This window comes from Stutzerimonas kunmingensis (assembly GCF_032106285.1).
Classification (GTDB): domain Bacteria; phylum Pseudomonadota; class Gammaproteobacteria; order Pseudomonadales; family Pseudomonadaceae; genus Stutzerimonas; species Stutzerimonas kunmingensis_B.
Window position 1 is genome coordinate 108,718 of sequence record NZ_DAMCPO010000012.1, and the last position, 24,854, is coordinate 133,571.

General features: G+C 65.0%; 19 protein-coding genes. 9 read left to right on the forward strand and 10 right to left on the reverse strand.

Annotation, left to right across the window (positions count from 1 at the left end):
- Nucleotides 1-299: 299 nt before the first annotated feature.
- A complete protein-coding gene (locus RT582_RS11795; RefSeq protein WP_313477500.1) occupies nt 300-1,490 on the forward strand; it encodes a sugar transporter in 1,191 nt (396 codons plus the stop codon).
- A gap of 84 nt (nt 1,491-1,574) precedes the next feature.
- Here the strand turns inward: RT582_RS11795 and RT582_RS11800 are convergent, their stop codons facing one another.
- From RT582_RS11800 to RT582_RS11815, 4 genes are all read right to left on the reverse strand, one after another.
- The gene (locus RT582_RS11800; RefSeq protein WP_313477503.1) at nt 1,575-2,240 is read right to left on the reverse strand and encodes a hypothetical protein; all 666 of its coding nucleotides are present in this window, start codon (nt 2,238-2,240) and stop codon (nt 1,575-1,577) included.
- A gap of 87 nt (nt 2,241-2,327) precedes the next feature.
- Complete coding sequence (locus RT582_RS11805; RefSeq protein WP_313477505.1) at nt 2,328-4,328, reverse strand: peptidase U32 family protein; 2,001 nt, start codon at nt 4,326-4,328, stop codon at nt 2,328-2,330.
- A 247-nt stretch (nt 4,329-4,575) separates the two neighbouring features.
- Nucleotides 4,576-13,125 carry a GH36-type glycosyl hydrolase domain-containing protein gene (locus tag RT582_RS11810; RefSeq protein WP_313477507.1) on the reverse strand — a complete coding sequence of 2,850 codons (8,550 nt, stop codon included), beginning with the start codon at nt 13,123-13,125 and terminating at the stop codon, nt 4,576-4,578.
- Between the two features lie 378 nt (nt 13,126-13,503).
- On the reverse strand, nt 13,504-13,905 hold the full coding sequence (locus RT582_RS11815; RefSeq protein ID WP_090518957.1) for a hypothetical protein: 402 nt from the start codon (nt 13,903-13,905) through the stop codon (nt 13,504-13,506).
- A 153-nt stretch (nt 13,906-14,058) separates the two neighbouring features.
- On the opposite strand from RT582_RS11815, the gene RT582_RS11820 reads away from it, so the two are divergent.
- Together RT582_RS11820 and RT582_RS11825 are read left to right on the forward strand one after the other, a co-directional pair.
- A complete protein-coding gene (locus RT582_RS11820) occupies nt 14,059-14,895 on the forward strand; it encodes a CAP domain-containing protein (protein ID WP_313239915.1) in 837 nt (278 codons plus the stop codon).
- A 142-nt stretch (nt 14,896-15,037) separates the two neighbouring features.
- The gene (locus RT582_RS11825) at nt 15,038-16,963 is read left to right on the forward strand and encodes an alkaline phosphatase D family protein (protein ID WP_313477537.1); all 1,926 of its coding nucleotides are present in this window, start codon (nt 15,038-15,040) and stop codon (nt 16,961-16,963) included.
- Between the two features lie 19 nt (nt 16,964-16,982).
- Here the strand turns inward: RT582_RS11825 and RT582_RS11830 are convergent, their stop codons facing one another.
- Nucleotides 16,983-17,630 carry a cation transporter gene (locus RT582_RS11830; RefSeq protein WP_313477509.1) on the reverse strand — a complete coding sequence of 216 codons (648 nt, stop codon included), beginning with the start codon at nt 17,628-17,630 and terminating at the stop codon, nt 16,983-16,985.
- A gap of 62 nt (nt 17,631-17,692) precedes the next feature.
- Here RT582_RS11830 and RT582_RS11835 point away from each other — a divergent pair, with 62 nt between their 5' ends.
- The 4 genes from RT582_RS11835 (at nt 17,693) to RT582_RS11850 (ending at nt 19,021) form a co-directional block, all read left to right on the forward strand.
- The gene (locus RT582_RS11835) at nt 17,693-18,094 is read left to right on the forward strand and encodes a MerR family transcriptional regulator (RefSeq protein ID WP_014819972.1); all 402 of its coding nucleotides are present in this window, start codon (nt 17,693-17,695) and stop codon (nt 18,092-18,094) included.
- 129 nt (nt 18,095-18,223) lie between these two features.
- Nucleotides 18,224-18,367 carry a hypothetical protein gene (locus RT582_RS11840; RefSeq protein WP_313477511.1) on the forward strand — a complete coding sequence of 48 codons (144 nt, stop codon included), beginning with the start codon at nt 18,224-18,226 and terminating at the stop codon, nt 18,365-18,367.
- A 134-nt stretch (nt 18,368-18,501) separates the two neighbouring features.
- Nucleotides 18,502-18,630, forward strand: a complete 129-nt coding sequence (locus RT582_RS11845) for a hypothetical protein (protein ID WP_023445530.1) — start codon at nt 18,502-18,504, stop codon at nt 18,628-18,630.
- A 142-nt stretch (nt 18,631-18,772) separates the two neighbouring features.
- Nucleotides 18,773-19,021: a zinc ribbon domain-containing protein gene (locus tag RT582_RS11850; protein WP_023445531.1), complete on the forward strand. Its 249-nt coding sequence runs from the start codon at nt 18,773-18,775 to the stop codon at nt 19,019-19,021.
- 81 nt (nt 19,022-19,102) lie between these two features.
- Here the strand turns inward: RT582_RS11850 and RT582_RS11855 are convergent, their stop codons facing one another.
- The 3 genes from RT582_RS11855 to RT582_RS11865 form a co-directional block, all read right to left on the reverse strand.
- Nucleotides 19,103-19,525 carry a DUF2141 domain-containing protein gene (locus RT582_RS11855; RefSeq protein ID WP_042928039.1) on the reverse strand — a complete coding sequence of 141 codons (423 nt, stop codon included), beginning with the start codon at nt 19,523-19,525 and terminating at the stop codon, nt 19,103-19,105.
- A 136-nt stretch (nt 19,526-19,661) separates the two neighbouring features.
- Nucleotides 19,662-20,129: an RNA methyltransferase gene (locus tag RT582_RS11860; RefSeq protein WP_003281467.1), complete on the reverse strand. Its 468-nt coding sequence runs from the start codon at nt 20,127-20,129 to the stop codon at nt 19,662-19,664.
- A 79-nt stretch (nt 20,130-20,208) separates the two neighbouring features.
- Nucleotides 20,209-21,267, reverse strand: coding sequence for an SDR family oxidoreductase (locus RT582_RS11865; RefSeq protein WP_313477513.1), 1,059 nt, complete (start codon nt 21,265-21,267; stop codon nt 20,209-20,211).
- An 88-nt stretch (nt 21,268-21,355) separates the two neighbouring features.
- Here RT582_RS11865 and RT582_RS11870 point away from each other — a divergent pair, with 88 nt between their 5' ends.
- Nucleotides 21,356-21,739, forward strand: a complete 384-nt coding sequence (locus tag RT582_RS11870; protein WP_278445349.1) for a winged helix-turn-helix transcriptional regulator — start codon at nt 21,356-21,358, stop codon at nt 21,737-21,739.
- Here RT582_RS11870 and RT582_RS11875 read toward each other — a convergent pair.
- The gene (locus RT582_RS11875; protein ID WP_313286259.1) at nt 21,736-22,626 is read right to left on the reverse strand and encodes a LysR family transcriptional regulator; all 891 of its coding nucleotides are present in this window, start codon (nt 22,624-22,626) and stop codon (nt 21,736-21,738) included. The genes RT582_RS11870 and RT582_RS11875 overlap by 4 nt on opposite strands.
- 84 nt (nt 22,627-22,710) lie before the next feature.
- Between RT582_RS11875 and RT582_RS11880 the strand changes: the two genes are divergently transcribed.
- Nucleotides 22,711-23,493 carry an NAD(P)H-dependent oxidoreductase gene (locus RT582_RS11880; protein WP_313477516.1) on the forward strand — a complete coding sequence of 261 codons (783 nt, stop codon included), beginning with the start codon at nt 22,711-22,713 and terminating at the stop codon, nt 23,491-23,493.
- Nucleotides 23,494-23,531: 38 nt separating this feature from the next.
- Here the strand turns inward: RT582_RS11880 and RT582_RS11885 are convergent, their stop codons facing one another.
- The gene (locus RT582_RS11885) at nt 23,532-24,842 is read right to left on the reverse strand and encodes a methyl-accepting chemotaxis protein (protein ID WP_313477518.1); all 1,311 of its coding nucleotides are present in this window, start codon (nt 24,840-24,842) and stop codon (nt 23,532-23,534) included.
- Between the last annotated feature and the right edge of the window lie 12 nt (nt 24,843-24,854).

Consider the following 24,854-nt stretch of genomic DNA (forward strand, 5'->3'; position numbering starts at 1 on the left):
CGGGATGCCGAACGGAAGTCAGGCAGCGGCAGAGCGCTGTGATCAACCACCGGCAGCAGCGATACCGTGGCCGCCGCTCGTCGTGACGCACGTTTGCGACCTGACATCAGCGGAGGGCGGGCGTAGAATCCGCGCCGCTTCGACTGTCCCGTCCCTCACTCCATCCGCTCCCGCTGCCTTCCTGCTCGCTTCGCGCGTGCGGGCCGCGTGTGTCATGGCATTCGGGCAGGAACCGTCGCCCTTACACCCTCATTCGTCGCGCTTTGCTTCGACTGAATCGATACCAGACCCACTTCTCCATGAACGAATTGCAAAGCTCCCCGGCCGGGAGCTGGCTCAGCGTGATCGCACTGGCGCTGGCCGCCTTCATCTTCAACACCACCGAGTTCGTCCCTGTGGCGCTGCTAAGTGACATCGGCCGCTCGTTCGACATGCCGCCATCCCAGGTCGGGCTGATGCTGACCATCTACGCCTGGGTGGTTGCGCTGATGTCGCTGCCGATGATGCTGCTGACGCGCAATTTCGAGCGGCGCACACTGCTCGTCTTGGTCTTCGTGGTGTTCATCGGCAGCCATCTGGTTTCGAGCGTGGCATCGAGCTACGGCATGCTGATGCTCAGCCGGATTGGCATCGCCCTGGCGCACGCGGTGTTCTGGTCGATCACCGCATCGCTGGCGGTGCGTGTCGCGCCCGCAGGCAAGCAGGCGCAAGCCCTGGGCCTGCTGGCGACCGGCAGTGCGCTGGCGATGGTGCTGGGCATCCCGCTGGGGCGCGTGGTGGGCGCGGCGCTGGACTGGCGCACCACCTTCCTGGCCATCGGCGTGATCGCCGCGCTGGTGCTGGTCGTCCTGGCGCGGACGCTGCCATCGCTGCCGAGCCAGAATTCCGGTTCGTTGCGCAGCCTGCCGGTGCTGTTCAAACGCCCTGCGCTGTTGACCGCCTATGCGCTGACCGCGTTGGTCATCACCGCGCAATTCACCGCCTACACCTACATCGAGCCCTTTGCGCAAACCGTCGCGCACCTGAGCGGCGACATGACCACCGTCCTGCTGTTGCTCTTCGGCGGTGCCGGTCTGCTCGGTTCGTTGCTGTTCAGCCGATACAGCGCGCGCTATCCGAGGGGCTTTCTGATCGCGGCGATCGCGGTCATGGCGATCTGTCTGCTGCTCTTGCTGCCGGCTTCGCGCGAGAGTTCGCTGCTCGGTGCGGTGGTGGTGATCTGGGGTATCGCGGGGATGTGCTTCGGCCTAGCCGTGCAATCGAAGGTACTGAACCTGGCTTCGGACGCGACCGACGTTGCCATGGCCATGTTCTCCGGCATCTACAACGTCGGAATCGGCGGCGGCGCCTTGCTCGGCAGCCTCGTTGTCAGCCATCTGGGGTTGCGTGAGATCGGCGTGGCTGCCGGCTTGCTCGCGGTCGCCGGCCTGTTGCTTTGCAGCCTTGCGACCTATCGCTTAGCCAGGCCTGCCAGCGGCACGGCGTTGTAGCTGGGCTACGTGTGATCCGCTGCCGAGTTTGGTTGTTGCGGTGGGATCAGCAGGCTTCCGCAGAGCTAGCTTGGAAAGCTGTGGCTATTCATGCGTAGCGGTGCTTTCGAAAGATGCCTGCGGTGTGCTGTGGGCGGCCTGGGTGCGTGCGATATCCAATGCCGCACGCTCCAGGCAGCGGCCGATTACCCGGTCACGATGCTGGTTGCTGCGGATGCCATCCAACAGGGCTAGAACCACATATGTAACCGTGGCTAACGCCAGCACGAATACGATGCCTTTTCCGGCGATCCAGGTATCGGTCAGCTTGATGACGTCCGTCGACAGACTGACGATCGCCGAAACCAGCATGACGATGACGAGGTTCTGGGAGACCCAGCGTTCCTGAGGTGGTGGGCCGGCGATCTCGGCGATGCGCGCCAACTCCTGAATGTCCGCTGCGTTGAGCCCGCGCTCTACAAGGGCATTTCGGAACAGTGCGTAGCGCAGCAGTTCTTCGCGGCGTAGAAAACCGTAGCGGTTCAGCGTTTCACGAGCATAGATATCCCGGTAGTACCACGCGCAATAGCGCTCCCGGGCCAGCAGCATGCCAAACAGAGCAAGCAGTGCGCCGGCCATGGCAGCCAACCCCTGCACAGGTGACTGGCTATTGAGCAAGGTCCCAACCAGCAATATGCCGACAGCGATCGTCAGCGCCCAGGAAGGCCAGACCATGCGCAGCCCGCCATGCGTGAAGCTCGCCGTGAACACGCCGGGTTGGCATTGTCGATAGAGCGAGCGGATCTCTGCCCATGTCGCAAGTACAGTCACGGCAGCGCCTCCCCGGATGTATGGACGTCAGGCGTGCGGCTTGTTGCGGATTGTCTTCATCAGATCGTCCGGCGTGATGTGCCCGACCACGCTGCTGCCGCTGCCCGGCAACGGCAGGTCGAGGATATGGCCCTTCATCTTGCCCACCACGTGCATCTCGCAGGGCTTGCAGTCGAAGGTCAGGGTCAGCACTTCATCGCCGTGCACCAGCTGCATCGGCGCGACCTTGGTGCGCACCCCGGTGACGCCCTTGGCCTGCTTCGGGCAGAGGTTGAAGGAGAAGCGCAGGCAGTGCTTGGTGATCATCACCGGCACCTCGCCGGTTTCCTCGTGCGCCTCGTAGGCCGCGTCGATCAGCTGCACGCCGTAACGGTGATAGAAGGCGCGGGCCTTCTCGTTGTAGACGTTGGCGAGGAACGACAGGTGCGACTCCGGGTAGACCGGCGGCGGCACGCTGACCGGCTTGCGCCCGCCGCGCGGACGGATGGCTTCGCGCGCTTCGCCCAGCGCCTCGATGGCTTCGCGGCGCAGCGCCTTGAGTTGCGAGTTGGGGATGAAGAAGGCCTGCGGTGCATCCACTTCGACTTCTTCGGCGTGGTAGATGGTGGTGCCCAGCTGGCTCAGCAGATCGGCGATCTGGCCGGGCACCTGCTCGGGCTTCTTCGCTTCGCCGAACGGGCCGGCCAGCGACATGCTGGCATAGGCGCCTTCCTCGCTGGTGACGTGCAGCTCCAGCTCATCGGCGCGCAATTTTGCCAGCCAACGTACGCCGATGCGGCGCTCGGCGGAGGTCTTGAGCAGCGCGTTCTGCCAGTTGTGGTCCAGGTTGCGATTGAGCGGATGGTTCGGGCGCACCTGACGCATGGCGGCGGGCATTTCGTTGGGTTCGACGCGGTACTGCCAGAACGACTGACCATCTTCCTCGAACTGCTTCAGCGGCTCGACCACGCTGGCGCGGAAACCCACCACCTCGCGCTTGATCAGCACGTTGAGGCCGTCACCGTTGGACAGCGGCTCGCGGGTCTGCACGGTCAGGTCATGCTTGCCGACCTTGAGCACTTCACCGACCGCAAGGCCGGTGAAGGTAGGCGAATCGAAGGCGCCGATGTCGATCTTGCGGTCGGTGACAAAGTAGTCGGTGCTGCCGCGGTGGAAGGTCTTGTCCGGGTCCGGTACGAAGAAGTGATCGGTGCGGCCGCTGGAGGCGCGGGCCAGGTCAGGGCGTTCGTCGAGGATGCCGTCGAGGCGCTGGCGGTAGTAAGCGGTGATGTTCTTCACGTAGCTCACATCCTTGTAGCGCCCCTCGATCTTGAACGAACGCACGCCGGCGTCGACCAGGGCGCTCAGGTTGGCGCTCTGGTTGTTGTCCTTCATCGACAGCAGATGCTTCTCGAAGGCCACCACGCGGCCCTGATCGTCCTTCAGCGTGTAGGGCAGGCGGCAGGCCTGGGAGCAGTCGCCGCGATTGGCGCTGCGCCCGGTCTGCGCGTGGCTGATATTGCACTGCCCGGAAAAGGCGACGCAGAGGGCGCCGTGAATGAAGAACTCCAGGGTCGAATCCACTTCATCGTAAATCGCGCGGATTTCCTGCAGGTTCAGCTCGCGGGCGAGGACCAGCTGCGAGAAACCGGCCTTGTCGAGGAACTTGGCCCGTTCCAGCGTGCGGATATCGGTCTGGGTACTGGCGTGGATCTCGATGGGCGGAATATCCAGCTCCATGACGCCCATGTCCTGCACGATCAACGCATCGACGCCGATCTCGTACAGCTGGTGGATCAGCGTACGCGCGGTTTCCAGCTCGTCGTCGTGCAGGATGGTGTTGATGGTGACGAACACCCGCGCATGAAACAGGTGAGCGAATTTCACCAGCTCGGCAATCTCCGCCACGCTGTTCTCGGCGTTGTGCCGCGCACCGAAGCTCGGGCCGCCGATATACACCGCATCGGCGCCATGCAGGATGGCTTCACGGGCAATGCTTGCATCCCGGGCGGGGGCGAGCAGTTCGAGATGGTGCTTGGGCAGGGACATGGCGCGGACCGGATTTGAATCGAAAGTCGCGCATTGTAATGGCTTGCGGCCGGTTTGGGACTGGCCGCCGGGCGAGTTGGGGCGTGATGGCCGGTTAGCCGGAAGGGTGTCGAGGTGAGGTTTACCCCACCCCGACGGCTCGGATCCGCGCGCCAGCTTGGTGTTGCGCAGGCTTGCGCTGGTGCCATGGCAGTCTTTGACCGCCCGGCAGCAGCGCAACGAGCCCCGGACGGCTACCGGGCTGGTTCTACAGCGTCAATACGACCTGATGTTGCCCTCCATCCAGCGCAAGTCGTACGTATCCGTTCATGCAATCGAGCGGGCCTTCATCCAGCCGCGCGTGCTGGATGCCGCGGTTGGCCTGGCCTGGGTTTTCCACGCGGATGGCGTAGCGCGTTTCGCCCAGGGTGATGGTGGCTTCGAACGCCGGCCAGTGGCTGCTGATGCACGGATCGACGATCAGCCATTCACCTTCGCGGCGGATGCCGAGGATGCCTTCGACGCCGGCGCGATACATCCAGCCGGCAGCGCCGGTGTACCAGGTCCAGCCGCCGCGGCCGTTGTGCGGTGCGACGCCATAGACGTCCGCCGCGACCACGTAGGGTTCGACCTTGTAGCGCTGGCTTTCTTTCGGTGTCAGCGCGTGATTGATCGGGTTCAGCAGCTTGAACATCCCACACGCTGCATCGCCATCACCGAGCTTGGCAAAGGCGAGCATGGCCCACATCGCAGCGTGGCTGTATTGACCGCCGTTCTCGCGTAGGCCCGCCGGATATCCCTTGATGTAGCCGGGCTCCTTCGGCGTCTTGTCGAATGGCGGGGTGAACAGCAGGGCCAGACCGTCATGCTCGCGGATCAGGTGGTGCTGCACGGAAGCCATGGCCTGTTTCGCGCGGGCGGGGTCCGCTGCGCCGGACAACACCGCCCAGGACTGAGCAATGGAGTCGATGCGGCACTCGTCGCTGTCTTTGGAGCCCAGCCAGGTGCCGTCGTCGAAGGTTGCGCGGCGGTACCACTCGCCATCCCAGGCCTTTTCTTCCAGCGAATCAGCAAGTGCCAGGGCGTGTTCGCGCCAGCGTTCGGCGCGCTGGGCGCCAGCCACGCTGCCTCGCTGCTCAGCCAGCGGCGCGAAGAGTTCGATGGTGCGCAGCAGCAGCCAGCCGAGCCACACGCTCTCGCCCTTGCCATTTTCTCCGACGCGGTTCATGCCGTCGTTCCAGTCACCACCGCCGATCAGCGGCAGGCCGAGTTCGCCGGTCAGCTCCAGGCACTGATCGAGTCCGCGAGCGCAGTGTTCGAACAGTGAGGCAGCCTCGTCCGCGATCATCGGCTGGAAGAAGGCATCGTGCTCGCCGGGCTTTAGCAACGGCCCTTCGAGAAAGCTCACCGGCTCTTCGAGAATCGCTGCGTCGCCGGAAACCTGAACATAGGTTGCCGTGGCGAATGCGAGCCAGACACGGTCGTCGGAAATGCGCGTGCGCACACCCTGACCGGAGTGCGGCAGCCACCAGTGCTGTACGTCGCCTTCGGGAAACTGGCGACTGGCCGCGCGCAGGATGTGGCTGCGGGTGGCCTCTGGCTGCGAAAACGTCAGTGCCATGCCGTCCTGCAACTGATCGCGAAAGCCATAGGCGCCGCTGGCCTGATAGAAAGCCGAGCGCGCCCAGATGCGGCAGGCGAGGGTCTGATACAGCAGCCAGCCGTTGAGCATGATGTCCATCGCCCGGTCCGGCGTTTTCACCTGTACCGAGCCAAGGGCGCGGTGCCAGTGGTCCGTGACTTCACGCAGCACTGCGTCGAGATCGGCTTGGCGATAACGCTCGACCAGCGCACGCGCCTCATCAGCCGACGCGCACTGGCCAAGGAAGGCGACGATCTCGACGCTCTCCCCAGGGGCGAGCTGGACCCCGCACTGCAATGCCGCGCAAGGGTCCATGCCTGCGCCGACGCTGGCGGATAACGGTTTGCCAGTAAGCAGCGCCGCCGGCGTGGCGGGGCCGCTGTTGCGGCCAAGGAATTCACTGCGATCAGCCGTCCAGGCCGTTTGTCGTCCACCCAGATCGGCGAATGAAATACGCCCGGGAAAGGCGCTGCTCCAGGGGTTGTGCGCCAGCAACAGTCCGCTGCTGGCGTCGCTCTGGGTGATGATGAAAGGCCCGGAGGCGCCGCGGGCGGTGCCGAGCACCCATTCGCTATAACTGGTGACCGACAGTCGGCGAGGCTCGGATGACAGGTTGCGCAGCGTCAGTCGGGAAATCTTGATCGGGTCGCCAAGGGCGACGTATTGCAGCAGATCCAGCGCAATGCCTTCGGCCTGGTGCTCGAAGCGGCTGTAGCCGTGGCCGTGCCGCGCCACATAGAGGCCGTCATCGCGGATCGGTTGGGCGGTTGGGCTGAACAGCGCGCCGCTGCGTTCGTCGCGTACATAGAAGGCTTCGCCGCAGGGATCGGTGACCGGGTCGTTGGACCAGGGCGTGAGCTGATTTTCCCGGCTGTTTTCCGCCCAGGTATAGCCGCTGCCCTGCGCCGAGACCTGAAAGCCAAAGCGCGGGTTGGCGATCACGTTGATCCACGGCGCTGGTGTCGTGCTGCCCGACTCCAGCAGTGTCACGTATTCGCGGCCGTCCTTGTCGAAACCGCCGAGGCCGTTGAAGAACTCCAGCCCTTGTGCCAGTTCGCTGCCGGTAGGGCGCGGTGCCGCAACGACCGGCTGCGAGGGCGGGGCAGCGAAATGCGCTGCCACGGCGTCGCCCAGGAGCAATGTGTTGGCCAGCTGCTTGTCGATCGGCCCGCGGCGGGCTATCAGTGCTACGCGAGCGACGCTGCGCAGCAGGGCGCGTGCCTCGCCGCTCAACAGGTCGGCGCGCAGCATGTACACCGATCCCTGGGCAAGCTCGGCGCCGAAGCGCGGACGCGACTGGCTGCTGCGCACCGCGGTTTCGATGGCGATCTGCAGATCCTGCAGATAGGAACTGGCGTGCTCGTTGAGAATCACCAGGTCCACCGCCAGGCGCTTCATCCGCCAGTACTCATGGGCACGGAGTAACTGGCGGACCTGGGCGATGTCCTGGATATCGTCGATGCGCAGCAGCACGATCGGCAGATCGCCCGAAATCGCGTGCGGCCACAGGCCGGATTGGGCGCCGGCACCCTGGATGATCGCAGCCGACGGCGCGCGGAATTTCGGATCGGCATAGAGAATGGGCGCGGCCAGGCGCTGGAAGTCGGCGGCTTCGGCCGGTTTGATGTCGAGATGGCGCAGCTGCACCTGCGCCTGAGTCCAGGCCAGGGTCTTGACGCGGTCGTAGGCGCTGCGGTCGTGGTGCTTCTCGATCAGGCTCAGCAGCTCGTCACGCGAGTCGGCGACCAGGGTCCAGAACGCTACGCGGGCGACCTTGCCCGGCGCCACCCTGATCCGGTACTTGAGCGAGAAGATCGGATCGAGCACCGTGCCGACGCTGTTCGACAGGGGCTGGCCTTCGGCGACCACCGCGGCAGCGGCCACGCTCGGTCGCTGGCCGATGAAGCGGGCGCGATCGGTCTCATACTGCGGGTCGGATAGGATTTCGCCTTCCACCACGGCGAAGTGCGCGGCCCAGATCGGCTGCTCGCCCTCGCTGCGCAGGCGGCGAGTGGCAGTCAACGCGCCGAATTCGGGCAGGTAGTCGGTCACCACGAACAGTTTGGCGAATGCCTGATGCGCATTGTCGGTGGCCGGCGTGGTCAGCACCACTTCGCTGTAGGACGTCAGTTCGATGTCCCGCGCCTCGCGACCGCTGTTGGCGAGCGAGACGCGGCGCACTTCACTGTCGTCCTCTCCGGATACCAGCACGTCCATCGTGGTGGTCAGGTTCAGATCGTGACGAATGAACTCGGCATGATCCTCACCGAATATCACCTCGTGACTGAGCGCATCGCTGCCCAGCGGCTGTCCGCCTGCGGGCCAGACCCTGCCGTCTTCGGTATCGCGCAGGAAGACGAAGGAGCCGTAGTCGTCACGGCAGACGTCCTCGCGCCAGCGCGTGATCGCGAGGTCACGCCAGCGGCTGTAGCCGGCACCGGCTGCGGTGAGCATCACGGCGTAGCGGCCGTTGCTGAGCAGATGGGTAACCGGCGCGCTGCCAGCGGCTGAGCCTTTCAGGCGGCGCAGTGATTGCGGATCACCGCCGCCCTCGACGGCGCGGATCTTCACTTCTTCGGCACGCGGGTGGGCGATGGCGACATCACGCGGCATGCGTTCCTGCAGCAGCAGTTCACAGGCCTGGATCATCGGCTCGCGATGGAAGCGTGCGCGCATCTGGCCGTCTTGCAAGGTATTGGCGATGGCGACGATGGTCATGCCCTGATGGTGCGCCATGTAGTTGCGCACGATGACGAACGCCTGGCCATCCGGCAGGCGTGTCGGAGTGAAGTCCAGCGCTTCGAAGAAGCCGTAGCGCCCGAGCGCACCCATCTCCGTCATGCGCCGGAAGTTCGCCTGGGCGCCAGTCGCGTCGACCATGGTCGCGAGCCCGGTGGCATAGGGCGCGATCACCAGGTTTTCCGCCAGCCCTCGCTTGAGGCCCAGGCCCGGCACGCCGAAGTTGGAGTACTGGTAGGTGAACTCCATGTCGCGGGCGTTATAGGCCGATTCCGAAACGCCCCAGGGCGCGTGGTGGTCATTGCCATATTCCTGCTGGCGCTGCACGACCAGACGATTGGTCTGCTCCAGCAGGCTGCCCGCCGGGGCGCGCATGACCAGTGACGGCATCAGGTATTCGAACATCGAGCCCGACCAGGAAATCAGCGCGGATGCATTACCCAGCGGTGTTGCCGTGCGGCCCAGGCGGAACCAGTGCCGCGTGGTGACATCGCCCTTGGCAATGGCGAACAGGCTGGCCAGGCGGGCTTCGGAGGCCAGCAGGTCGTAGCAGCTGGGGTCCAGGCTGTTGTCGGCCAGGCCGTAACCGATCGACAGCAGCTTGCGCTCGGGGTCGAGCAGAAAGGCGAAGTCCATATCCAGCGCCATCTCCCGTGCGCTGGCAGCCACGCCGCGCAGGCGCGCCTGCATCGCTGCCAGCGACTCGGCGGATAGCTGGCGATCCCGCGCGTGTTCGGCCAGCGTCTGGCACAGGGCGTTGATCCAGAAGTGAAGCGCCTGCGCATCTTCGTCATCCGTGGCGGATGGGCTGATTTCCTGCGTGACGCGAACGGCCTTCTCGGCCAATTGCCGGAGCGTTGCCGAACGGGTGTCGAGCGCTTGCGCGTCGCCTATTTGCGTGGCGATCTCATCGAGCACGCCGAGCAACGGCTGGCCGCGCTCGCCATTGGCTGCCGGCAGCGCGGCGATGGCCTGACGCGCCAGTATCAGGTTGTCGTGCAGGCCCTGGCGGGCATGCGGCACCTGGGGCTGGTCGAGCCATTCTTCGCAGGCATTGGCGAGGGCGATCAGGTGGCCGGCGAGATTGCCGCTGTCCACGGCCGAGACATAGGCGGGTTCCAGCGCGCGCATGTCCTCGGTGGCGTACCAGTTGAAGAAGTGCCCGCGGTGTCGCTGCAGCCGGCTCATGCTGTCCAGCGTCGTCTCCATTCGCTCGAGCGTCTGCAGCGTGCCGGCCCAGCCGAAATCACGTGCGGCAACGGTTGAGAGCAGATACAGCCCCATGTTGGTGGGCGAGGTTCGGCGCGCGACTACAGGCTTTGGGTCTTCCTGGAAATTGTCCGGCGGCAGCATGTTGTCGGCGGGGGTGACGAATGTTTCGAAGAAGCGCCAGGTGCGCCGTGCAATCAGGCGCAGCTCCTGGGCATCCGCTTCAGCCAGTTTCTGACTGGGAGCGACGCGAGGTGAGCGACTGGCCCACAGGGCCAGCGCCGGAGCACCCAGCCAGAGCAGGGCGAACGGCAGCACCAGCGGCCATGACCCCGGCGCGACCAGCAGCGCCAGCAGTGCGACGCCGACACCCAGCACTGTTCCGCCGGCCATGCCACGGTAGAAGCCGCTCAGTTTCAGCCGCGGGCTAATGGCCGATTGCGCGGCGGTGGTCCATTCCAGCAGGTGGCTGCGAGTCGCATAGAGCCGTGAGAGGGTGCGGATGATGGCATCGCTCATGCGCCAGGCCTGGTCCGGCAGAAACGCCAGGTTCAACAGGGTTTGCGAGGCGGCCATGCGCAGGTCGCCGAGCAGCCGGTGCAGATGGCTTTGCGCACTGACGCCACTGCGAGACGGCAGCAGCGTGAAGCACAGTGGTAGGAAACCGGGAATCGCCAGCGCTCCGAGCACCAGCAAGGTGCCGATCAGGGCCGCCGGCAGCGACAGCATCCAGCACAGGGCCAGTGCCAGCAGACTCAGCGGTGCCAGCAGCGAGCGGCGCAGGTTGTCGAGCATCTTGAAGCGCCCGATGATGGGCAATGCCTGGGGGCCGCGGCGCGCGCCGAAGATCCACGGCAGCAGCTGCCAGTCGCCGCGGGTCCAGCGGTGCTGGCGCTTGCCCGATACGTCGTAGCGCGAGGGAAACTCTTCCACCACCTCAACGTCGGTCGCCAGTCCCGCGCGGGCAAACACACCCTCGAACAGATCGTGGCTGAGCATGCTGTTTTCCGGCACTCGTCCGGCCAGCGCTGCCTCGAAGGCGTCAATGTCGTAGATGCCTTTGCCGGTGTAGGAGCCTTCGCCAAACAGATCCTGATAGACGTCGGATACGGCGGCGGCATAGGGGTCCATGCCGCCGGGGCTGGAGAACACCCGTTGATAGAAGGAGCCTTCGCGGCCCACGGGCAGCGACGGCGTGACACGCGGCTGAAGAATCGCGTAGCCATTGATCACCCGCTGTTCGGGTACGCTAAATCGCGGCCGATTCAGCGGGTGCGCCATCTTGCCGATCAGGCGCATGGCGGCATCACGCGGCAGGCGCGTGTCTGCGTCCAGGGTGATCACGTAACGCACATCCGCGGGAATCCGCTGCGTACAGCCGGCCAGGGGCATGTAACTGGTATCGGTCGCGCCACGCAACAGCTGGTTCAGCTCATGCAGTTTGCCGCGCTTGCGCTCCCAGCCCATCCAGCAGCCTTCGCTGGGGTTGTACTGCCGGCGCCGATGCAGAATCAGGAAACGGCTGCCGCCGGGCGCCGGGCCGTAGCGCTGGTTGAGTCGCGCGATGGCATCGACCGCGACCTCCAGCAGCCGGGCGTCGCTGTCGAGGGTTTCCTGGTCGGCGTCCAGGCCATCGGTGAGCAAGGCGAAGGTGAGGTCGTCCCCGGCGCCGGCCAGGTGATGCACTTCGATTCGCTCGATCTGTTCCAGCAGGTCCGCTTCATTGGTCAGCAGCGTCGGCACCGCGACCAGGGTGCGCATCGACTGCGGCACACCGGCGGTGAGGTCCAGGCCCGGCAGCGTGCTGGCGCCGAAACGCCAGGTGACCACGCGGTTGACCAGCGCCGAGGCCAAGTCCGTGATCGGCAGAAAGGCGACCAGAGCCAGCAGCGCGAGCCAGCCCGCGCCCACGCCAGCGCCGCCCATGGCCTGCAGCCCGAGGGACAGCAGCAGGGTGGTAACCAAGAGGATGGCGCCAACATAGCCGACGATGCCCAGCTGCACGTGAAAACGGCTCAGGCGTAGCCCCAGTGGTGGGCGGAAGCCAAGGTTGCGTTCGAGACCGAGACGGCCTTCGCCAATCAAGTGGTAGCCGGGGTCGGCCACGCGCTCGTCGTCGGCGATGTCACGGCTAGGTGCGGCGTTGGCGGCGTTGGCGGCGTCCAGCGCGGCGCCGGCTATTTCCAGTTCGCTGGCGCTGGAACCGCGTGCCAGTTGCTCGATGGCACTGCGATAGAGGTTGCGTGTCGGGAAGTCCATGGCGGCAAAGGCACTGCCGCCGCGCAGCCGCTCATCCACCAGGCTGACGTCTTCGAACAGCTCGGTCCAGTCGATATCGGAGATCAACCGCATGCTGGTGATGACGTTACGCACGCTGACGTTGGAGGCGCCCTGACGCTGCTGCGAGTGCTGTACCACCTGTTCGATGGAGGTGTCCTGGCGGCCCAGCTGTTCTTCCAGCCAGCCCAGTGACGGCGTGGTGCGCGGGTCCTGGTCGCGCAAGCGCTTGGCCAGTTCCGCGGCGAAGACCTCGGACAACGGCGCCGTGCCACGCGCGGCAATTTCATCGTCCAGCGCCTTTTCCGGCGAGCTGGCCGAGAGTAGCCGGTTGGCCAGCTCGTCGGCGGCCATTCGGGTTGCCCGGCCATCGGTGATCTGATCGCTCAGACGACGCAGGTTCTCGATCAGGACGATGCGCAGGGTAATGGCCACAGCCCACAGCTCGCCGATCGTCAGCGGCTGGATCTGCTGGTAGGCATTGATGAAACGGCGCAGGGTCTCGGGATCGAAATGACTGTCGGTATGGGCCACGAACGCCCAGGCCAGGCCGAAGATGCGGGGATAGCCCACAAAAGGCCCGTCAGCCAGCTTGGGCAGTTGGCGGTAGAAGCCTGGCGGCAGGTCGTCGCGAATCTCGCGGATCTGCGCCTCGACCAGGTGGTAGTTGTCCAGCAGCCACTCTGCGGCGGGTACCACGCTGCGACCACTTTCCAGCTCGGCGGCGCTGGCGCGGTAAGCCGCCAGCAGCACCGTCGCGTTGTCGTTCAAGCGCGCGTGCAGCGGCAGCACAGCCCGAGGGCGAGGGGTGACCGGCTGGGCGGCGGCCAGGCTCCGGGCGTGATGCTCGAGCCGCTCCGGGCCGAAAAACTCGTCGCGAACGGGAGCGAGATCGCTCCAGACGGGCGAACGCTGATGGCGCCCGAGGATGTGACGGAAAACTGAGGTCATGAGCGCCTGTCCGACTAGCGGAGATAGGGGAACAGGCGTTAGTGCGCCGGCTCCTGTCGGGAGGAACCACGGCGGCAAGCTTTCGGAACAACGGGAAACCGATTGCCGGTTTCTGCCAAATCGCCGTACGGCCTCGTGCATGCACCAGACCGCGTGGCGGTATGGCAGAGGCTTCAAGAATCGACGAGCCATGAAAGCGGAGGGCCCTTCGGCCACTCCGTTTGCAGGAAGAATGCTGTCGCAGCAATTGCTCCACGATACAGCATAGGCACTTTTATTGTCGGTGCTTCGCCGCCTGGCCCTCAGGCGCGATCGGCATGCCGGCTCTGGCGAATCAAGGGGGCGAGACCGGTTTGGGCGAGGCTTGTGTTGCCCCTGTCAGAGGCCACCCAGCAGGTCGTGCGCATCGAGCAGACGCCAGGCGATTTCCGGCTGTTTCTCCAGCCCGCGGCGTACGGCGGCGGCGATGGCGGGGCGGGTCTTGCGGCAGAGGCCGGGCTGTTCGGCAAACTCGATGGCGATGCCGCGCATGCTGCGCACCTCGTTGTGGCCGGGGGCGACGGTCATGCGGATGCCGAGCTGGTCGAGCATGCGTTGCTGCACGCGCTCGAGATCGTCCAGGCTCTGCACGTTTTCCAAGCGCTCGAGCAGGCGGCGTTCCTCGTGACGGGTCAGCATGAGAATGCGCACGTCGGCGCCGGCTGTTTCCAGCAGCTCGTCACGCCGGCAGGTGCAGGTGCCGGGCGGGCAGGATGGGCGAAGCGGCGGCAGGCTATTCATGGCTCTCGATCATAGCCAAGCCGGCGCAATGCGCACAGCCAGTGGCGTTGTGCCTGCGCGGAGATGACAAGCGTGGCAGCGTCGCGCACCATGGCGCTTCATTTCTGCGCCGGGTGCGCCTCGTTCCGTCAGGGATTTTGCTGGAGAACTGTCATGCGTGTTCTGTCATCCGTCCTGCTGATCGCAACCTTGTGCGTTGCTGGCGCTGCTGTGGCCGAGGAGGCCCGCCTGGTCGAGGCGATCAATGCCTACCGTGGTGAAGTGCAGCGCTGTGGAGACAAGGCGAGCGAAGAGCTGCCGCCGCTTACCGCCGACTCGCGCCTGAATCTGCCGGTCGATAGTGCGGGTGATTTGCAGCAGGCGTTGTCCCGCGCGGGCTATCCGATGGTAACCGTGCAGGCGATCACGCTGTCCGGCCCGCGGGATGCCCAGGCCGCGATGCAGGCGCTGCGCGAGAGCTTCTGTCGGGTGATCCTCGATCCGCAGTTCGCCGATATCGGTGTGAGCCGCAACGGCCGTGACTGGCGCATCGTGGTGGCGCGGCCGTTGCTCGATGGTCGTCTGGGTGACTGGCAGGCCGAAGGGCAGAAGCTGCTGGAGCAGATCAACACGGCCCGCGCCTCCGCCCGCCGTTGCGGTAAGCAGGACTTTGCCGCAGCCGGGCCGCTCAGCTGGAACGAGACGCTGGGCAGCACCGCCGAAGCCCACAGCCGGGCCATGGCCAATGGCAACTTCTTCAGTCATCTGAGCGAGGACGGCCGCACCCCAGGCGACCGCGCCGAGCTGGCGGGTTACGCCGGCAGGCAGGTTGGCGAAAACATCGCCGCGGCGCTGCCGACTACCCGCAAGGTGCTGGACGGCTGGCTGGCCAGCCCCGGCCATTGCGCCAATCTGATGAATCCGCAGTTCAGCGAGCTTGGCGCGGCCTACGCGGTCGATCCGCAGAGCGACGCGGCCATCTACTGGACGGCGATGTTTGGCGCGCCTTGAACAGTCGTTTAGCGACCACCCCCGCAAAGCCGGCGTTGGCTGGATTGTTGAGCGATCCGGCCGAGCGTGCTGTCAGACAGACCTGTTCCCATCAGCAGGGTTGCCCTTGACCGCTATCCCTACCCCCGAGCAACTGCCCACCGTGCTGGCGGGCCCGCTATTGCGGCGTCTCGAGCCAGGCCTTGTGACGTTCTGGCTGGTCGGCTCACGGCCGCTCGAGCTGTCGCTGATTCTCGAAAGCCCGGCGGGCGGACTGCAAAAATTTGTGTCGCTCGATGAGCTGAGCTGCCAGCGCCTGCCGATCGGCAAGCACGCGGTATTGCATCTAATCGAGTTCGTGCCGGACGCACCGCTGCCAACCGATTGCCTGATCGAATACGACCTGCGCATCCACGATGGTGCAGGGGAGCAGGGCATCGCCGGCTGGGCGCCGCATCTGCTCTACGACGGCGCGACGCGGCCGAGCTTCGTCATCAAGTCGCGGCTCGATCGCGTGCTGCATGGTTCCTGCCGCAAGCCGCACCACGCCGCGACAGATGGTCTGCTGTGTGTCGACGAACTGCTGAGTGACGCGCTGGACAGTCCGGCCGAGCGTCCGGCCGTGCTGCTGATGACGGGCGATCAGGTCTATGCCGACGATGTCGCCGGGCCGATGCTGGTGGCGATCCACGCATTGGTGTGCCGGCTGGGGCTTTATGGCGAACAGCTCGAAGGCGCGGTGGTGAACAATAGCGATGAGCTGATGACCCATCCGGCCAGCTATTACCGTCGCGAGCAGCTGTTGCCCGCATTCAAGTCCAACGACGCGTTGCGCGAGCGCTTCTTCGGTGGCGTGGAAAAGCCGGTGTTCACCACCGCCAACGGGCAGAACCATCTGATCAGCCTGGGCGAGGTCATGGCGATGTACCTGCTCGTCTGGTCGCCGACGCCCTGGTCGCCGACGCCCTGGTCGCTGATCGCCCCGCAGATGCCCGCGCTGGAGCCAGCCGAGGCCGAGCGTTACCGGAGTGAAGAGGCGTGTCTGCAAGGCTTTATCGCGGGATTGCCGAAAGTGGCCCGTGCCCTGGCTCATGTGCCGTCGCTGATGATCTTCGATGACCACGACATCACCGACGACTGGAATCTCTCCGCGCGCTGGGAAGAGACTGCCTACGGCCATCCGCTGTCGCGGCGCATCATTGGCAACGCGCTGCTCGCCTATCTGCTGTGTCAGGCCTGGGGCAACGATCCGACGCGGTTCGCCGAGTTGCTGCTGCCGGTGCGTGAGCTGCTGGCGACGGCTAGCGATGGCTGGCTGGATTGCGCGACGCAGGATCAGCTGATCGACACGCTGTTCAGGCTCGACGGCTGGGGCTACGAGTTGCCCACCGATCCGCCGCTGGTGGTGCTGGACACACGCACCCGGCGCTGGCGCAGCGAGCGCAACCTCAGCCGACCGTCCGGCCTGATGGACTGGGAGGCGCTGAGCGAATTCCAGCAGAACATTCTCGACAAACCATCGGTACTGATCGTCTCGCCAGCACCGATGTTCGGCGTCAAGCTGATCGAGGCGGTACAGCGCGTGTTCAGCTGGGCCGGCCAGCCGTTGCTGGTCGATGCGGAGAACTGGATGGCCCATCGCGGCGCCGCCCACGTGATGATGAACATCTTCCGCCACACGCGAACGCCGGGAAACTATGTGGTGCTGTCCGGCGACGTGCATTACTCCTTCGTCTACGAAGTGCACATTCGCGGTCGCGATACGGCGCCCCAGCTATGGCAGATCACCAGCAGCGGCGTGAAGAACGAGTTTCCGCGGCGCCTGCTGGACTGGTTCGATCGCCTCAACCGCTGGCTCTACGCGCCCTGGTCGCCACTGAACTGGCTGACCAAGCGCCGCCGGCTGGAAGTCGTGCCGCGCGTGCCTGACCGCAGCAACGCCGGCGAACGGCTATGGAACGGCTCGGGTATCGGCCTGCTGGTGCTCGACGAGCAGGGCAGGCCGCGTGAGATCTACCAGTTGAATGCCGATGGCACGGCACCGGTGGCGTTCCTTGCCGAGCGCGCTCGCCCTCGTGGCGAGGCTTAGCCGCGCGTGCCCCTCGGGATCAGGTGCGTCGCTCCCCATCGCTGACCGCCATCCGTTCGGATCGCAACTCCTCCAGGGCATGGCGGGTGATCTGCACCGCCGCGCTGATGGAGAGCAACGCCATGATCGTCGCCACGATCAGATCGGGCCATCCGGCGCGGGTGCCGAACACCCCCAGCGCGGCCAACATCACCGCCAGGTTGCCGAGCGCATCGTTGCGGCTGCATAGCCAGACGCTACGCATGTTGCTGTCGCCTTCGCGGTAGGCGTAGAGCATGGCGGCCACCGCGATATTGGCCAGCAGCGCGATCACGCCGACGACGCCCATGGTCGAGGCATGCGGCACGCTGCCATCGACGAAATTGCCGACCGCGACCACCAGGATGAACACGCCGAACAGGCCCATCGTCAGCGCCTTGGCCAGCGACGCCCGCGCCCGCATCACCACGCCCAGGCCCAGCACGAACAGGCTGACGCCGTAGTTGGCCGCATCGCCGAAGAAATCCAGCGAGTCCGCCAGCAGCGATACCGACCCCGAGCGCACGCCTGCGCCGATCTCGACACCGAACATCGCCAGGTTGATTAGCAGCGCAATCCCGAGAATGCGCCGATAGCGTCCGCGTGCTGCCGTGGTGGCGCAGCCGCCGCTGCAACAATTTCCCGCCATGACATCGCCTCCCGTTGTCGATGGCGCTACGCTAAACCCTGTAGCCACTACAGGGTCAAGCGATGCCACTCACCATCGGCAAACTCAGCAAGGCCACGGCAGTGAACGTGGAGACCATCCGCTATTACGAGCGCATCGGGCTGCTGGCGGCACCGTCGCGCACCGAATCCGGCTATCGCACTTTCAGCGAGCAGGACGCCGCGCGGCTGCGTTTCATCAAGCGTGGGCGGGAGCTGGGGTTTTCCCTCGATGAGATCCGCACCATGGTCGAGCTGGCCGACCAGCCCGAGCATGCCTGCACCGATGTCGATCGCCTGGTGCAGACGCATCTGGTCGAAGTGCGCCAGCGCATTGCCGATCTGCAGCGGCTCGAAGCGGAGCTGCAGCGCTTGGCGGGCTGCAGCGAATCGTCGGTCCGCGAGTGCCGCATCATCGAAACCCTGACGGGAGTGCGTCGGCCGTAGGTCCGCGATTGCGCGACGCGGTGCGCACGCACCGCACATCGAGATGTCCAGCGCTGACGAAACGCACGGTCTGCCCTCGGGTTCCAAGGCAATGTCACCAAAGCCCATTGTTGCCAGAGGACAGCTGCCATGATCGATCCAGACGACCCGCTCAAGGATGGCTTGACCCCGTCGGACTACGACGAGTACGGCGATGTGCCGGACTCGGGCGAAAACGATTCAGGCGCCGATTCGAACGACCAACCGGAAGCCGATCAGAGCCCGCTCGGCTAGAGGCCGGCCAGGCGTGACCTCGCGTGAATGTTCATCCACTGGACAATTCGCCCCGCCCGGCCTAAAAAGGCGCGCTGCGCCGAGAGGCGTGAGCGCCAAGCGGCAGCAGCGTGTTTTCCAGAGCCAGGTGAATCGTGAGAAAGAAAAAGCCCGTAGACCCCGTCCGCCAAGCCCAGAAGAACCGCGCCCATCGCATCGGCTGGCTGATTGCCCTGGCTGGCATCGTGGTGGGTTTCGCGCTGGTGATGATGAAATCGGCATAGCCAGTACGTGCCGGCGGTTTCCGTAGCGGCTCACGACGCTGCTGAAAAGCACAGTGCTCTTACAATAACGCCCCGTGTGCAGCAGACAGCCCGCGGCTGTCCGCGCGGGCTGCCGGCACCGAATCATCACGAGAGGAATACCATGCCGACCTACGACTACCGCTGCGAAGCCAATGGTCAGGTTTATGAAGTTCGCCATGCCATGGCGCTACGGCCGAAAACCTGGGGCGAACTGCGCGCGGCCGGCGCGCTGGCCGAAGATTCGAACATTCCGGACGACGCGCCGGTGACCAAACTGATGACGGCTGCCGGGGTGGTCAACAGCCGCGTATTGAAGAATCCGGAAGCGCCGGCATGTGCCCGCGGCGGCTGTGCCGGCAACTGCCGCTGAGTTCAGCCGCGGACATGGATGCGGCGTCGCTAGGGCGGCAAACGGCGAAGCCTTTTCCACGCGGTTTCCCGGGTTGTTTGGTTAGTAACGCATCTCCAGCGTGACCCGGGTCGGTTCGCCGGCGGGCACCTCGAATGCGCTGTCCTCGAAGGACGGTGGGCCCATCACCTTGGGATTGTTCGACAGCCCGTAGCCTTCCGTTGGGATCATGCCGAAGCGGCGGTCCAGCTCGCCGTTGCCGTTCTCGTCATGGTAGGCCAGCACCGCGTAGCGTCCGGGCGGCAGGTCCTTGAACACCAGGGTCACGGCTCCCTGCTCGGCCTTGGCCTTCTGCGCGGCGAACGCCTGGTCGTCCTTGCGGAAGGTTTTCGCGCTGGAATATACCGCTACGGCCACCTGGCCCTTGTCGTGTTGCAGGCCGTCGAGGGTGACCTGCAGTTCCTCGGCATAGGCCGAGGGGACCAAGAGTGCGAGGGCAGCGCCCAGAATCGGAAGTGCTTTCATGCAGTGCTCTTGAAGTCGAGATGCGGAAATCGCCGGATTCACACGTGGCCGGCGACGCTTGGAGTCGATCGCCGCCATCTTCAGCGAACAAGCGAAGCGTTGTCCACGTGCGGCGTGTAGCGCATCCATCGTTCGATCAGAACTGCGGCCCGGAGCGGGTGTTGTTGCCCTTGGCCAGGCGGTCGTAGAGCACCACGTTCACCGTCGCGGCGAGGTTCATGCAGCCGTTGGTGGGGATGTACACCACGTCCTCGCACCAGTCGCGGATTTCCTTGCTCAGCGAGCCGTCCTCGGCACCGAAGATGTACAGCGCGCGGTCCGGGTGCGTGTACTCGGGGAGCGAGCGGGCGCCTTCGACCAGCTCCACCGCAACCGGCACGCAGCCGAGCGGGAGAATCTTGCGCAGGTCGTCGATGTTGATCAGCGGAATGTCCTGATGGACCTTCTTGGTGTCGGTGACGAAGTCCTTGGCGCGGTCGTAGCGGGTGCCGGTGTAGAACACCGAAGCGGCGCCATAGCAGCCTGCGGCACGCATGATCGCCCCCACGTTGGACGGCGATTTCGGGTTGCTCAGGCCGATGCAGGCATAGCGTTTGTTGCTCACGGAAGGGGGACTCGCGCGGAAAACGCGCGAGTATACGGGACGGTTTGGTCGGCAAAGGGTTTTTAGCTGCGCGACCGGGTCAGGGAATGAGCTTGCTCGCCTGCAGCCTAGCGAAGACATCGAAGAACGCCTCGTCGCTGGCCTGGTAATCCAGAAAGCCGAGCTTGCGACTCTTCGACATATCCGTCACCACCTCGATCGGGCGGCCCAGATCGGCATCGGTGTGCCACGGCGAGATGAGCTTGCCGATGTCCGCCTCGGCGAGACCGAACTGCTTCGCCATGTCGCTCCAGATTGCCGCGTCGCCCGCCATCTGCTGCTCCAGCGGGGCCGGGCCATCGAACGGCACGGCGTCGATGCCGAACCACTCGGCAATGCGCGACCACATCCATTTCCAGCGAAACACATCGCCATTGACGACGTTGAAGGCCTGGTTGGCGGCTGCCGGCGTGCTGGCGGCCCAGCGCAGGTGCCGGGCGAGCTGAGCGGCGTCGGTCATGTCGGTCAGGCTGTTCCACTGCACGTCCGAGCCCGGAAAGCGGAAAGGCCGCCCCGTATGGCGGCAGATGGAGGCGTACACGGCCAGCGTGGTGGCCATGTTCATGGCGTTGCCGACCGCCACGCCGGTGATGGTGTGCGGGCGATGCACGCTCCAGCTGAAGCCGTCGCGCTCCGCCGCGGCGAACACCTCATCTTCCTGGGCGTAATAGAAGTTCTCGACATCCAGCCGCCCCTGTTCCTCGCGGAACGGCGTCTGCGGCAGCGCGCCTTTGCCGTAGGCTTCGAACGGGCCGAGGTAGTGCTTGAGACCGGTGACCAGGGCGACATGGCGCAGCGTGCCAGCCGGCCGGACGGCTTCGAGCAGGTTGCGTACCATCTGCGCGTTGACGCGGATATTCTCCGCCTCGCTGGCCTGGCGCGCCCAGGTGGTGAGGAAGACGTGAGTGGGTGATACGCCGGCCAGCGCCGAGGCGAGCGCCTTGGGGGCCAGCAGATCGGCGCTGATCGGCGTGACACCCGCTTCGGTATTCGGCCGGCGAGCCAGTCCCGCCACGCTCCAGCCTTCATCGGCCAGCAGGCGCGACAGCGCGCTGCCGACAATGCCGCTCGCGCCGACCACCAGTGCTTGATTTGTCATGTGCAGACCCCCACAAAGCGAAACAGGCCTGCACCTTACCCACTCGAAAATGCCGATCCAAGTCGGCACCAAATGGTGACCATCCCCCATGCAACCGGGCTCTGACGAAGAACAATGGCGCGAAGACTGCGCACCCAGACGCGTGCTTGAGCTCTTCTCCACCAAGTGGACCAGCATGATTCTGCACACGCTGCATGCCCGGCATGGAGGCACCGCACGCAGTGGCGCATTGCATCGCAGCCTGCCTGGCATCTCCAAGAAAATGCTGATCCAGACGCTTCGCGAACTGGAGCAAAGCGGCCTGATCGAGCGCCACACGCTCGATTCGGTGCCGCCGGCGGTGAGCTATGCGCTCTCGCCGCTGGGCCAGCTGATGGTTGAACCCATCGAACTGATCTACGACTGGGCAAGGCAGAACTCCGCCGCGCTGGATCAGCTGCAGCCCAGAAGCACGTCGCGCAGGCGGGGCTAGATCGCGTTGACGATCTGCTCGCGCAGCCATTGATGGGCCGGGTCGCGATGGGCGCGTTCATGCCAGAGCATGGCCATTTCGTAGCCTGGAATCTCCAGCGGCGCTTCGACGACCTGCAGTGCAACACCCTGAACCAGCCGTTCGGGCAGCATGGCCACCAGGTCGGTGCTTTCCAGTACCGAGCGCAGGAACAGGAAATGCGGCACCGACAGCACCACGCGCCGTTGCAGGCCGTGCGTGGCCAGGGCATCGTCGGTGGCACCGTGAAAGCCGCCGCCATCCGGCGAGACGATCACCTGATCCAGCGCGCAGAACTGCTCTAGCGTCGGCCGTCGCCGCAGGCGCGGATGCCCGGCACGGCCGGCCAGTACGTAGCGCTCTGTGAACAGAACGCGGCGGCGCAGGTTGGACGGCGAACCATCGACGGTGTGCAAGGCGAGGTCGATATCACCCTGTTCTGCCTGGCGGGCGATGCGCGAAGGCTGCATCTCGACCACGGCGATGCGGGTGCTCGGTGCGGCGCTGCGCAGACCGGCCAGAGCGGGTAGCACAATCGCGGACTCGCCATAGTCGCTGGCTGCGATGCGCCAGACGTTCTGCGCGGCGCCAGGGTCGAACGGGCTGGCTGGCGCGACGGCTTGCTCCAGCGCCTCCAGCGCCAGGCGCAAGGGCTCGCGCAATTCTTCTGCGCGTGCAGTCGGGCGCATGCCTCGCGGCCCAGGTATCAGCAGAGGATCGTCGAAAATGTCGCGCAGCTTGGCCAGGTGCACGCTCACCGAGGGCTGGGAAAAATTCAGGCGCTCTGCGGCGCGGGTGACATTGTGCTCGGCCAGCAACACGTCCAGGGTCACCAGCAGATTCAGATCGAGGCGTCTGAGATTATTCATGGCAATACCTGGAATATGGCTTATTCATTTCAAACATACCTGGGCAAGCCACATTCTGCAGCCTTCCCGCTACGGAGGTTTCCCATGAATGTTCTGCTTGTTTATGCCCATCCCGAACCGCGCTCGTTGAATGGCGCATTGAAGGAGTTCGCCGTACAACGCCTGCAGGCGGCTGGCCATCAGGTCCAGGTTTCCGACTTGTATGCCATGGGTTGGAAGGCCGCGATCGACGCTGGCGACAGCCTGGATCGTGACCCCGAAGCGCGTTTCGATGCTTCCGAGCATTCCCGACGCGCGTTCGCCAGTGGCCGGCAGAGTTCTGACATCGCGGCGGAGCAGGACAAGCTGCGCTGGGCGGATGCGCTGATCCTGCAGTTCCCGCTCTGGTGGTTTTCGATGCCGGCGATCCTCAAGGGCTGGGTCGACCGGGTATATGCCTACGGTTTCGCTTATGGCGTCGGAGAGCACTCGGATGCGCGCTGGGGCGATCGCTACGGCGAGGGTTCGATGGCGGGCAAACGGGCGATGCTGATCGTGACTACCGGTGGCTGGGAATCACACTACAGCCCGCGGGGAATCAACGGGCCCATCGAGGACCTGCTGTTCCCCATCCATCACGGCATCCTGCATTACCCGGGCTTCGATGTGCTGCCACCGTTTCTGGTGCACCGCACCAGCCGCATCGACCGGGCCCGATTCGACACACTCCGCGACGAACTGGGCAAGCGCCTGGACCACCTCTGGCGCACTGAACCCATCGCCTATCGCAAACAGAACGGCGGCGACTACGACATTCCGGCGCTAACGCTCAGGGCCGACGTGGCGCCAGCGCAGGTCGGCTTTGCCGCGCATGTCGAACAGCCGTAACAGCTCCAGGGGCAGGGGCGTGTTCTGTCGTTACGTCGTCAGAGTTCCTTGGCGAACCGTTCGACCGCACTGACCACCTGCTTGGCGGCGTCCTGAATCTCGACGATCACCGCACCGGCCTGGTTGGCCAGCCCCAGGCCCTGCACCGCCTGTTCGCGGCTGGCGAACATGTTGCGTACCGCCTCGTCGGCCAGCGCCTGGTTCTGTTGCACCACATTGACGATCTCGTCGGTAGCGGTGCTCGTGCGCGCGGCCAGTTGCCGAACCTCGTCGGCCACCACCGCGAAACCGCGACCCTGGTCGCCAGCCCTGGCGGCCTCGATGGCCGCGTTCAACGCCAGCAGGTTGGTCTGTGCGGCGATGCCACCAATGGTCTGGACGATGGAGCTGATCAGCAGCGACTGCTTGCCGAGCGCCTCGATGCCATCGGTCGCGGACTGCACCTGGTCGGTGATCTTCTGCATCGTCACCAGGGTGTCCTTCACCACGCTGGCGCCGCGCTCGGCACTGACGTCGGTCTGCAGCGAGATGTCGTAGGCGACGCCCGCGGCTTGCCGCACTTCTGCCTCACGCATGACCTGATCGGTCACCACGTTGGCGAACTTGACCACCTTGTAGAGGTTGCCTTCGGTATCGTGCACCGGGTTGTAGGTCGCCTCCAGCCAGACCTCGTGGCCGTGGCGGTCGACACGCTTGAAGCGGTCGGCGACGTACTCGCCGCGGTTCAGTTTCTGCCAGAACGCCTTGTAATCCGCCGAAGCGGCATCTTCCGGCGCGCAGAACAGACTGTGATGTTTGCCTTTGAGCTCCGCGAGCGAATAGCCCATGGTCTGGAGAAACTGCTCATTGGCCGTGACCACCGTTCCGTCCAGATTGAACTGGATCACCGCGGTCGAGCGCAGCAGGGCGGTGATAAATGCCTCGTTCTCCTTCGCCCGGTACACGGCCTCGCTTATGTCGCTGCCGAAACCCTGAATATGCGAAAGCTTCCCGTCGGCCTTTGCGATCGGATACCAATGGATCTTCAACCAGGCGAGGCTGCCGTCGGCGCGCAGGTACCGATAGTCGTCGCTGACCGGCTCGAGCTTGGCCACCGCGGCGCGAAAGTTGTGAAAGCAGGGCAGGTTCTTCACATAGGGCGGAACGATCTCGGCCAGGGGGCGGCCCTGGAGATGCCCGTGTGAGTAACCCAAGGTACGGGCGAATCGATCATTGAACGCGCAGATCTTGAAGTCGGTATCCAGCGTGAGCGAGAGCATGTCACCGTTCATCTTGCCCATGAGCTGGCGCAGGATTGCCAGCTCGGCATCCTTGGCTTCCAAATCCTTTTTCAAGCGGTTGTTAAACATGCAGGGCATCCA